The sequence below is a fragment of the Mesorhizobium sp. M2A.F.Ca.ET.039.01.1.1 genome (genome assembly GCF_003998035.1).
Lineage (GTDB): Bacteria > Pseudomonadota > Alphaproteobacteria > Rhizobiales > Rhizobiaceae > Mesorhizobium.
Window position 1 is genome coordinate 1 of sequence record NZ_RZRY01000152.1, and the last position, 11,187, is coordinate 11,187.

At 65.4% G+C, this 11,187-nt stretch carries 8 protein-coding genes; 6 read left to right on the forward strand and 2 right to left on the reverse strand.

The features are described 5' to 3' along the window. The 4 genes from EOA24_RS14175 to EOA24_RS14190 form a co-directional block, all read left to right on the forward strand. Positions 1-249: ABC transporter permease subunit (locus EOA24_RS14175; RefSeq protein WP_127409871.1), on the forward strand; the 249-nt coding region annotated here is incomplete at its 5' end. Then, positions 246-1,427, forward strand: coding sequence for a choline ABC transporter ATP-binding protein (gene choV, locus EOA24_RS14180; RefSeq protein ID WP_126081621.1), 1,182 nt, complete (start codon positions 246-248; stop codon positions 1,425-1,427). The genes EOA24_RS14175 and choV, both read left to right, overlap by 4 nt. A 110-nt stretch (positions 1,428-1,537) precedes the next feature. Further along, positions 1,538-3,571 carry an autotransporter outer membrane beta-barrel domain-containing protein gene (locus EOA24_RS14185; protein WP_126081622.1) on the forward strand — a complete coding sequence of 678 codons (2,034 nt, stop codon included), beginning with the start codon at positions 1,538-1,540 and terminating at the stop codon, positions 3,569-3,571. Between the two features lie 179 nt (positions 3,572-3,750). Continuing rightward, positions 3,751-4,788, forward strand: coding sequence for an MBL fold metallo-hydrolase (locus EOA24_RS14190; protein ID WP_126081623.1), 1,038 nt, complete (start codon positions 3,751-3,753; stop codon positions 4,786-4,788). 114 nt (positions 4,789-4,902) lie between these two features. Here the strand turns inward: EOA24_RS14190 and EOA24_RS14195 are convergent, their stop codons facing one another. Then, on the reverse strand, positions 4,903-6,858 hold the full coding sequence (locus EOA24_RS14195) for a transcriptional regulator (protein ID WP_126083737.1): 1,956 nt from the start codon (positions 6,856-6,858) through the stop codon (positions 4,903-4,905). A 281-nt stretch (positions 6,859-7,139) separates the two neighbouring features. Here EOA24_RS14195 and EOA24_RS14200 point away from each other — a divergent pair, with 281 nt between their 5' ends. Both EOA24_RS14200 and EOA24_RS14205 read left to right on the forward strand, forming a co-directional pair. Next, positions 7,140-8,225 (forward strand): pyridoxal-phosphate dependent enzyme, encoded by a 1,086-nt coding sequence (locus EOA24_RS14200; RefSeq protein WP_126081624.1) that lies wholly within the window; start codon positions 7,140-7,142, stop codon positions 8,223-8,225. Positions 8,226-8,318: 93 nt separating this feature from the next. Further along, entirely contained in the window at positions 8,319-9,800 is a 1,482-nt protein-coding gene (locus EOA24_RS14205; protein ID WP_126081625.1) for an aspartate aminotransferase family protein, read from the forward strand. Between the two features lie 22 nt (positions 9,801-9,822). On the opposite strand, the gene EOA24_RS41570 is transcribed toward EOA24_RS14205, so the two are convergent. Next, the coding region (locus EOA24_RS41570) for a CadC-family transcriptional regulator (protein WP_189353942.1) at positions 9,823-11,187 on the reverse strand (1,365 nt) is incomplete at its 5' end.

Consider the following 11,187-nt stretch of genomic DNA (forward strand, 5'->3'; position numbering starts at 1 on the left):
CTCCTGTGGAAGGTGGAGCTGCCATCGGCGCTGCCGACCATCATGGCGGGTCTGACGCAATCGATCATGCTGTCGCTGTCGATGGTGGTGTTCGCCGCCCTGATCGGCGCCGGCGGCCTCGGCACGGAAATCAACCGCGCGCTCGGCTCGCGCCGCATCGATCTCGGGCTTGAGGCGGGCCTCGCGATCGTTGTGCTCGCGATCGTGCTCGACCGCATGACCCGCATCGGCGTTGGAGGCAAGAAATGACCGTCGCGGTTGATTTCAAGAATGTGGACATCGTCTTCGGGGCCGACCAGGCAGGTTCGCTGGCGCTGATCGACCAGGGCGCCACGCGCGCCGAGATCCTGGAAAAGACCGGCAATGTGCTGGGCTGCGCCGGCGCCAGCCTCACCGTGCACGAAGGCGAGATCTCGGTGCTGATGGGCCTGTCCGGCTCCGGCAAGTCTACGCTGCTGAGGGCCGTTAACCGGTTGAACGTGGTGTCGCGCGGCCAGGTGCTGGTCAAGGACGGCGACCGCATCGTCGATGTCGTCACCTGCGACGAGGCGACCTTGAGGCGGCTGCGGCAGAAGCAGGTGGCCATGGTGTTCCAGCAGTTCGGCCTGCTGCCCTGGCGCACCGTCGAGGAAAATGTCGGCTTCGGCCTCGAGCTCGCCGGCGTGCCGGAAGCCGAACGCAAGGCGCGCGTGCAGAAGCAGCTGCAGCTCGTCCATCTCGACCAGTGGTCGAAGAAATACGCCCATGAACTTTCGGGCGGCATGCAGCAGCGCGTCGGCCTGGCGCGGGCCTTCGCCACCGAGGCGCCGATCCTTCTGATGGACGAGCCGTTCTCGGCGCTCGACCCGCTGATCCGCACCAAGCTGCAGGACGAATTGCTGCAGCTTCAGGCGGAACTGAAGAAGACCATCATCTTCGTCAGCCATGACCTCGAGGAGGCGCTGAAGATCGGCAGCCACATCACGATCATGGAAGGCGGCCGCATCGTCCAGACCGGCGCGCCGGAAGACATCGTGCTCAGGCCTGCCAACGACTATGTCCGCGACTTCATCGCCAATGTGAACCCGTTGTCGGTGCTGACGGCGTGGAACGTGATGCGCGACCGCCGCGACCTGGAGCAGGGCGAGGATGGCTGGGTGTGGCTCGACAGGCGCAAGACGACGCGCTTCAAGATCGACGAGCATGGCCTGGTGGCCGCGGCCGAGCGCGACGGCAAGCCGGCGGTGTGGGTCTCCTGCGCCGATGTCGAGCGCCAGCCGGAAGAGGGCGCCCAGGTGTTCTGGGCCAATCCCGGCACGCCGCTGAAAACGGTGATGCTCGCCATGCACCGCTCGCAGACGGCGCCGGTGGCGCTGTTCGACGAAGGCTCGCGCTTCGTCGGCGCGATCGGCATCCGCGACGTGCTGAGCGCGGTACTGCGGCGATAGGCTTCTTCGCAGGCGTATAGCGCCCTGGCTGGGCGTTTTGCCTGCGGCTTGTCTTTCGCTTCCTTCGGGCGCAGAATCCACCTGTTGCGTGGCCATGCGCCAGAGGGGTGATGCCGACGTCGCGCACAGGGGTTCCAGGCGCGATAGCGCTGTCGATTGTCGCCGGAGTCTCGCTTGGAAGCGGCGCGGCGCTCGCCCAAGATTTTGTCATCGGCAATGGCGTCATTGCCGGCCAGCAGACGATGAGCAATGCCGGTGATACCGGCCTCGTGCAGGCAAACGGAGCGATCGAAACATTCGGCGCCGGCGTCGATGCCGTGCAGATGTTCAATTCGGGTCAACGGCTGACCAATTACGGGCTGATCGCAAGATTGGGCGGCGGCGCCGCCAATGTGCATTCGCAAGGGCCCGACGCGACCATCCTCAACAACGGTGCCATCCTGGCGATCGGCGATGGCTCGATCGGCATTTTGTCGGAAGGCGGCGATACGCAGATCGTGAACAACGGCACGATCGAAGCGCTTGGCGTCGCCACATACGGGATCATCAGCGATGCTCCGGCCGGGCATGTGGATAACCATGGCTTTATTGGCGTTTCCGGCACGGCTGCCGCGGGCATAATCGGCGACGGGCCGGACCTGACGGTGGACAACAGCGGATCCATCGAGGCCTATGGGACCGCGGCCGGAGGGATTCTGTGGCAGAGCAACGGGCTGCGACTCGATAATTCCGGGTCGATCGTTGTGTCGGGCCTGGCTTCGGTCGGCATCGGCGCGAGCGGCAATGACATCACCATCACCAACAGCGGCACGGTCGATGTCTTCGGGACGGCTTCGACGGGTATCAGTGCGCTGTTCGGCAACGCCACGATCACCAATTCCGGTTCGGTGATCGTAGAGGGTCTGGGCGGTGTCGGCATTGCGGCCCAGGGCGGCAGTTCCGTCATCACCAATTCCGGTCACGTCTTCAGTGACCAGAGCGTGGCGATCTATTTCGGCGCGTCTGGCGCCACGCTGAACCTGTTGGGCGGGACGGCCATCCAGGGGCCGATCGTCTTTTCCGGTGGCGGCAACACCGTCAGTTTCGGCCCTGGGCTTAACGCCGTCATGAGTTTTTCAGGAAGCGGCCCGCCGCAAACCATCCTCACCGGCGGCAGGCCGTTCGTGACCAGCGGCGACAGCGTGGCGGTGGTCGACATCACCGGGTTTGCGAGCAGCGGGCCGCTGATCGAGGACCTTGTCGACGGCATAGCCGGTGTCGCCGAGGCCCGTATGGCTGCCCCAGACGACGGCTTGCCTGCGCTACGGAAAGGTCCGGACGCCTGGATCTCCACTTTCGGCGGGATACGCTCCCAGGGTGGTTCCGGCGCATCGGCCGGGTTCAGCGAGGCGCTGGGCGGTGTGGTCGCCGGCGCTGAAAGGCGCTCGGGCGACGGCTTCCTCGGCGGCTTGTTCCTCGGCGGCGCCGCCGGGTCTACCGAGGTCGACGACGACGCGCAGGAGATCGTCCATCGCGGCGCGTTTGCGGGCGGCTATCTCGGCTATGACGCAGGTGCGCATTTCGCCGAGGCGGCGTTCGTCGCCGGCGTGCTACAGGAGCGCAGCCGCCGCCATGTCGCGAACAATCTGGTGCTCGGCGGCATCGAAACGGCGCGGGCCGATTTCAACGGCGTTTTCCTGAGCCCCTCGGTCACGCTCGGCATGCGGCTGCCGGTGACGGCCGGAACGCTGATACCCAGCGTGCGGCTGCGCTACGCTGGGCTCTTCTTCGACGACTACACGGAGACCGGCTCGGACGGCGATCTTGCGGTCTCGCGGCGTGACGTCAACGTCTTCGAGGCCCGCGGCCAGCTCGGGCTGGCGCTCGCTCCCGTCAGCACGCCAAGCCAGGCCTGGCAAACCACGCTTCGCGCGGGGGTCGACGCGATCGCGCAAAACAGCGACGACGTTTCGGCAACGCTGCTCGGCCAGGACATCTCTTTTCCCGCGGGCGGCAGAAAATTCGTGTTGCGCGGCTTTGCCGGCGCGGACGTCGCGGCGGAGGTGAGCGCCGGCATGACGCTCAATGCCGGCTTAGAGGTGGGTTACGGCAGCGACAATGCCTTCACTGTCTGGGGGGTAGCTCGTCTCAGCAAGGCTTTTTGAGACAGCTGACCGCCGGCCGGCGCCGCGTTTGAAGGTGGCATTCCATCGCCATGGGAAGGCCGTCTACCGAATTATATATTTTTCGAAATCCATTCTGATTTCAGAAGCCTATGCAGTAGAATATTGCTACGGCCGCGAGGGCGATGCCCGGCGGTGAAAATGCAGCGGGGTACGCGACGATGATTTTCCGCCAGCTCTTTGATTCCGTCTCGGGCACATATTCCTATCTGCTCGCCAGTCGCAAGGGCGGCGAGGCGCTGATCATCGATCCGGTGCTGGAGAAGGTCGAGCGTTACCTGCAATTGGTCAACGAACTGGATTTGAGGCTGGTAAAGGCGGTGGATACCCATCTTCACGCCGACCATATCACCGGCCTCGGCGCGTTGCGCGACAGGACGCATTGCGTGACCGTCATGGGCGAGCAGACCAAGGCCGACGTGGTGTCGATGCGGCTTGCCGACGGCGATAAGCTCGGCATTGAGGGGCTGGCGCTCGACGTCATCTACACACCCGGCCACACCGACGATTCCTACAGCTTCGTCCTGCCCGACCGGGTCTTCACCGGCGACACGCTGCTCATCCGCGGCACCGGCCGCACCGACTTCCAGAACGGCGATCCGCGCCAGCAGTATGAATCGATCTTCGGTCGCCTACTCAAGCTGCCCGACGAAACGCTGATCTTCCCGGCGCATGACTATAAGGGCGAGACCGTGTCGACGATCGGCGAGGAGAAGGCCTTCAACCCGCGCCTGCAGGTGAAGTCGGTCGACGAATATGTGAACATCATGAACAATCTGAACCTGGCCAACCCGAAGATGATGGATGTGGCCGTGCCCGCCAACATGCGGGTCGGGCTGCATCAGGACGACATCGCCGCCCGCGGCTGGGCGGTGAGCGCCGAGCAGGCGTTGGCGCTTGTCGGGCGGCCCGACGTGGCGCTGATCGACCTGCGCGAGCAGTCCGAACGCGAGCGCCACGGCGTCATCCCTGGCGCGATCCATCTGCCCTATGCGCGGCTCCAGGAGAACATCATGGCCGGCGGCATGCTGCATGAGCTGGCCAAATCAACAGCCAAGCAGCTGCTGTTCTACTGCGCCTTCGGCGAGCGTTCTGCGATGGCGGTGCAAGCGGCGCAGGATGTCGGGATTTCCAACGCTCGCCACATCCAAGGCGGCATCGACGCCTGGCGGAAGGCAAGCGGGCCGCTATCCCACTAGAGCGTTTCACCGTTTCACGGAAACGGCGATCCGCTCTATCCCTTTGTTTTTACGCAATTCCGGACGGAAAACCGCTCACACTTTTCCTGGAATTGCTCTAGCAACCGACTGGATTCAATTCAGTCCGATCAGCTTGGCGCCGTTGCGGAACAGAGCCTCCCCATCCCGGTCGAAGCGGAAGGTGGCGATGAAATCGTCGGCACGATAGTTCGGCAAGGTGCTGCGGATCGTGGCGGCGAAGGTCCGCGCCTCGTCATGCCGGCCGGCCAGCGCCAGGCAATGGGCGGCGATCGCCAGGATGATGACATGGGCGTTTGGCCTCGCGGCCGCCTTCAGCGCCCATTCGGCCGCCGCTTCGAATTCGCCCAGCCTTGCATGGGCCATGGCGCGCGCGCCCATCATGCCGAACAGCAGCGGATCGAAGGGGCTGAGGTGACGCGAATGGTCGGACGAGCCGATCGCCGATTGCGGGTCGCCCGACTGAGAATGAACGAAAGACAGCGCGTAATGGCCGAGCGCGAAATTGGGGCTGAGGTCGACGGCACTCGCCAGTTCCAGCAGCGCGCCGTCCTGCTCGCCGCGCAGCCATAGCGCGCGGCCCATCGCCCAGTGGGCGGCGGGGTTGCGGTCGTCGACCAGCAGGCTCTGGCCGGCGCTTTCGAAGGCAAGCGCGGTCTCGCGATCGCGGTCGCCCCAGCGCTGGAAAGCGTTCTGCCAATGGGTGAAGGACATGCCGGCATAGGCGCGCGCGAAAGTGGGGTCCAGCTTCAACGCTTCGCCGAAGAAATGCTGCGCGAGCTCGTTTTCCTGTCGGGTGAAGCGATACATGTGCCAGAGGCCGCGATGGTAGGCTTCCCAGGCATTGAGCGAATTGGGCGCCTTCAGCAACGCGCGGTTGCGCTCCACCGTCGCGATCTCGGCGGCAATGGAAGAGACGATGCTGTTGCCGATATCCTCGATGACGATGAAGATGTCGTCGGGCTTGTGCTCGAAGGTCTCGGCCCAGACGATCCTTGCCGTGCGGACCTCGACAAGCTCGACCGACACGATGAATCGGCCCGGCAGAGCTCGCACCGAGCCCGTCGCGACATAGTCGACATTCAGCCGACGTCCGGCGTCTTCCGGCGCAATGTTCTTTTCGGCGAGCGCGAAGACCGAGCCGCGGGCGATGACGAAGAAATCGCGAAGCTTGGCAAGCCGCGTGATGATGTCATGCGTGAGGCCGTCGGCAAGACCGCCACGGAAGCCGCCAGCGCCGGCGCTCTCCGCAAACGGCATAACCGCGAGCGAAGCCCGGCGCGTCGCCGCGGGCTCGGATTCGATCGCTCCAGCCGGCAGGTCCGGGGCCGGGAAGGGCGGCCCGGATCGGGCGCATGGCGTTGCGCCGGCGTTGCGGGCTCTTATCTCCTGCCAGGCCTCGCGCAACGGCGTGAAATCCAGCTCTTCCGAGTGGAACAGCTCCGCCGCCGTCACTAGGTGCTCTTCGCCGGCGCCGAACTGCCCGCGCCGTGCCAGGTTCTCCAGCAGCGCCACATGCGCGCGGCCGTCGAAGGGCGCAAGCTCCAGCCATTTGTCGATATAGGCGCCGGCCTCGTCGGCTCCCCGCGGAAGAAGGTCGATGATGTGCTCCAGAACCGCGACATGGGATGCGCTGAAACGGCGGCGCTGCGCCGTCAGCCAGCTGCCGAAATGCGGGCTGCGATCGACTTCCAGCCCGTCGAGGAAGTCGCCCGCGAACAGTTGCGCAAGCGCCCGCAGACGGTCGAGGCTAAGCGTCTCGATCCCTTCCGCCACCGCGGCAGCGGCCACGACGGCATCGACGCTCATATCGCCGAGGCGAAGCGCCGCGGTGTCGCCTTCCGTCTCAATCCGGCGCAGGCCGGGTTCGTCGAGCGCTGCGCGCAGTTTGCTCAGGCACCAGCGCAGCTCGCCGCGCGGATCGTTGGGCACGTCCCAGAGAAGCTCGCAAAGACGGCTGCGGCTGACGGGGCGCGGCGCCAGCGCCAGATAGGCAAGCAGCGCGCGCAGCTTGCGTGACGAAGGCAGCGCGACGGGAACATCGTCGCGCATGATCGCGAGCGGGCCGAGCAGTCGGATCGACAGGCGGGCTGCCTTGCTTTTCTGGGCCGACCAAACGGATTCCACGTCCGTTTCCACGCTCGCTCCCACGCTGACTGGTTGGTCCATGTTCTATCACCAAACACAACAGGGCGCATCTGGCGACGAGTTCTCGAGCCGGATGCGGCCTTTGCCGAATGTCGGCAAGCAACCTAACGCGGCAAGGTGTCGAAACCGCGCCGCCCAGTCCGCCGGTCTGTAACCGGCATGTGAGATTTCGAGGAGAGAGATCCATGTTGCATCAGTTGAAAATCAGGACCACGGCCGGGCGCGGCCGGCTGTTCGACAGCATTCTCGACACGGTCGGCGACACGCCGGTCATCCGCATCAACAATCTCGGGCCGGGTCACGCGACGATCTATGTGAAGGCCGAGTTCTTCAATCCGGCGGCCTCGGTGAAGGACCGGCTGGCGCTCAACATCATCGAGGAAGGCGAGCGCAGCGGCAAGCTCAAGGCCGGCCAGACGGTCGTGGAGGCAACGAGCGGCAACACCGGCATCGGCCTTGCCATGGTCTGCGCGCAGAAAGGCTATCCGCTGGTGGTGACGATGGCCGACAGCTTCTCCATCGAGCGCCGCAAGCTGATGCGCATGCTGGGCGCCAAGGTGGTGCTAACGCCGCGCGCCCAGAAGGGTTTCGGCATGTACAAGAAGGCGGTGGAGCTCGCCGAGGCCAATGGCTGGTTCCTGGCGCGCCAATTCGAGACGGAAGCCAATGCCGCCATCCATGAGGCGACCACGGGCCGCGAGATCATCAACGATTTCGCGGGCTCAAGGCTGGACTATCTGGTTACCGGCTACGGCACGGGCGGCACGGTGACCGGCGTTGGCCGCGTGCTGCGCCAGGAACGGCCGGAAGTCAGGATCGTGCTCGCCGAGCCGGCGAACGCGCAGCTGATCGGCAGCGGCAAGGCCCAGGAGCGCGGCGCCGGCGGCGCGCCGGCCGCCAGCCATCCGGCTTTCGAGCCACATCCGATCCAGGGCTGGACTCCTGACTTCATCCCCAATGTGCTGCAGGAGGCGATCGACCAGCGCTACTATGACGAGGTGGTGCCGATCCCTGGTCCCGAAGGCATCAAGTGGGCGAAGGCGCTGGCGCAGCAGGAAGGTATCTTCACCGGCATCTCCGGCGGCGCCACCTTCGCCGTGGCGCGCCAGATCGCCGGTAAGGCCCCGGCGGGCTCGGTGATCCTGTGCATGCTGCCCGACACTGGCGAACGCTACATGTCGACGCCGCTCTTCGACGGCATCGAGGCCGAGATGGACGCCGAGGAGACGGCGCTGTCGCGCTCGACGCCCAGTTGCCAGTTCGAGGCCTGACGACGATCCGCGGCGTCGTCCATTTTCGAGTGGCGACGCCGCGGTGATTGGCTGCACATTGGCCGATCTGGAAAGGGCTGCGGGAGAAATCGCATGGATAGCTTGCGGGAATTAACGGCCGCTGACGAAACGCTCGATCCGGCGGACTGGGCCGATGCGGAAGCGCTCTCGCACCGGATACTCGATGACGCCATCACCTATCTCAGGGATGTGCGTGAGCGTCCGGTGTGGCGCGAGATGCCGGCCGAGGTGCGATCGTTCTTCAAGACACCCCTGCCGCGATCGCCGGCGCCGGTGGCCGAGGTCTATGACGATGTCGCCCGCAACGTCATGCCTTATCCGATGGGCAACATCCATCCGCGTTTCTGGTCCTGGTATATGGGGGCCAGCAACTTCACCGGCGCGATCGGCGATTTCCTGGCCGCGATCCAGGGGTCCAATCTCGGCGGCGGCAACCATGCCGCCGGCTTGCTGGACAGCCAGGTGGTCAACTGGATGAAGGAGATGATGGGCTTCCCGGCCTCGTCCAGCGGCACGCTGGTCAGCGGCGGTTCGATGGCCAACATCATCGGCTTGACCGTGGCGCGCAACGCCAAGGCCGGCGTCGACGTGCGCGAGCGGGGTGTCGCCGCTATGCCGAAGCCGTTGCGCTACTACGCTTCGGACCAGGTCCATTCCTGCCACCGCAAGGCCATGGAAGCGCTTGGCCTCGGCAACCGGGCGCTGCGGCGAATCCCGACCGACGCAGGGTTGCGCATCGACATCGGCGCGCTCAAAGCGGCCATCGCGGAGGATCGCGAGGCGGGTTTCAAGCCGGCCTGCGTGATCGGCACCGCCGGCACGGTCAACACCGGCGCGGTCGACGATCTGCAGGTGCTGGCGAAAGTGGCGGCCGAAGAAGACCTCTGGTTCCATGTCGACGGCTGCATCGGCGCGCTGATCGCGATCGCGCCCGAGAACCGATCGCTCGTCGCCGGTATCGAACAAGCCGATTCGATCGCGCTCGACCCGCACAAATGGCTGCATGCGCCTTTCGAGGCCGGCTGCGCGCTGGTGCGGGACGCGTCGGCCCACCGCAACACATTTGCCGTCACGCCGGAATATCTGGAATCGACGCCGCGCGGCCTTGCCTCCGGAGCGTGGCTGAACGACTACGGGCTTCAAACGTCGCGCGGTTTTCGCGCGCTGAAAATCTGGATGGCGCTGAAGGAGCATGGCGTCGAAAAGTTCGGCCGGCTGATCGACCAGAACATCGCCCAGGCTCGTTACCTCGCCGGACTGATCGAGGCGGAGCCGGCGCTCGAACTGATGGCGCCGACCACCATCAACATCGTCAGTTTTCGACACCGGCTTGATGACGGGTCCGAAGAGCGGCTCAAGGCGTTCAACACCGAGATCATGTTGAGACTGCAGGAAGAGGGCATCGCGGCTCTGTCCGACACGACCGTGCACGGCCGGCATTGCCTGAGAGTGGCGATCGCCAATCACCGCACGCGCCGCGACGATCTCGACCTGCTGGTGCGCGAAACGCTTCGGCTGGGACGGGAAATCGAGGCTGCGACGCTGCCGGATTGAAGACAAGTGCGCCTAGGACGTGTCATTCGGGCAGGCCGGCCAGCCGCAGGGCCTCAAAATATTTGGCGAAATAGGCCGGCCTGATTGGCCCAACCCGGTGCTTGAGGTTGGAAAGCGTCAGTTCTGGGTCGAGCTGCCGCGAACGCGCGATATACTTGCTCGCGGCATCCCGCCTGCCGGCCATGGCATTGCTGGCGGCGGCTACACGCAGACCAGTAAGATAATATGGCTGCGCCCGTGAAGCCGCTTCCGCCAGCGGCCAGGCGGTATCGTAGCGGCCGGCCACGAAATGGGCGAATGCGGTGAAGGTCTGCATGAAGAAGGTCAGCGGATCGAGCGGGCTCAGCCGTCTTGCCCGCGACAGGTGCTCGATGGCGATGTCCGGATCGCCGTAGCAGGCCTTGAGGTAGCCGCTGGCGCTCCAGGCGGTGGCGCAGTTCGGGTTGAGCACGAGCGCCCGATCGACCAGCGCCGAGCCGGCCTCGTAGTCGCCGACGACGTAGCCAAGCGCCACACTGCTGAAGGCCAGCGCCACCGCATCGTCTTGACCGTGAATGACGACGTTGCCGACCAGGCGGGCGACTTCGGCGGTCTCCTGATGCCGGTTGGTCATCCAGCCATTTGCCATCCGCCAGAAATAGCACCAGGCGGCAGCGCCCTGTGTCGCGGCAAAGTCGGGGTCGAGCTCGATGGCCTTGTAGAACTGTGGCAGCGCCTCATCCAACCCCTCCCTCGTCCAGCGGTAAAGGCTCGTCATGCCGCGCAGATAGTGGTCATAGGCGTCGAGACTTTCGGTAGGCTTGCGCTTGGCGCGGGCCATCTCGGCCTGCTCGAGCCGGGGCGAAATCGCGCCGATGACGCGGGAGGCGACGAGGTCCTGCAGTTCGAATACCTCCGACACGTCGCCCTCGAAGCGATCGGCCCAGAGACTTGTCCCCGCCGCCGCCTCGACGAGCTGGCCGGCCACGCGCAGCCGGCTGCCGGCCTTGCGGACGCTGCCTTCCAGCACGTAGCGGACCCCAAGTTCGCGGCCCACGCGGGTGACGTCGACCGCCCGGCCCTTGTAGGCAAAGGCGGAATTGCGTGCGATCACGAACAGCCAGCTGACATGCGACAGCGCCGTCGTGATCTCCTCGACGACGCCGTCGGTGAAATAGTCCTGCTCGACGTCGCCGCTCATGTTCTGGAACGGCAGGACTGCGATCGACGGCTTTTCCGGCACCGAAACGGCAGGGCGCGGCGCCTTCACTTCCTCGGACGTGCCGCTGTCAGCTACTGGCTCCTTCGGCGCCTTGTCGGGCGCTTCGATCCGTTCGACCAGCGCCCGCGTCGCCTCTTCGGGTTCGACGCCGAGCTCGCGCTTCAGGGCTTCCCTGCAGGCCAGGAA

Bases quoted from the DNA above. Each gene is read 5' to 3' on its own strand.
- EOA24_RS14200 (WP_126081624.1), top strand. From the start codon at position 7,140: ATGTTGCATCAGTTGAAAATCAGGACCACGGCCGGGCGCGGCCGGCTG.
- EOA24_RS14190 (WP_126081623.1), top strand. From the start codon at position 3,751: ATGATTTTCCGCCAGCTCTTTGATTCCGTCTCGGGCACATATTCCTAT.
- EOA24_RS14195 (WP_126083737.1), bottom strand. From the start codon at position 6,858: ATGCGCGACGATGTTCCCGTCGCGCTGCCTTCGTCACGCAAGCTGCGC.
- EOA24_RS14185 (WP_126081622.1), top strand. From the start codon at position 1,538: ATGCCGACGTCGCGCACAGGGGTTCCAGGCGCGATAGCGCTGTCGATT.
- EOA24_RS14205 (WP_126081625.1), top strand. From the start codon at position 8,319: ATGGATAGCTTGCGGGAATTAACGGCCGCTGACGAAACGCTCGATCCG.
- choV (WP_126081621.1), top strand. From the start codon at position 246: ATGACCGTCGCGGTTGATTTCAAGAATGTGGACATCGTCTTCGGGGCC.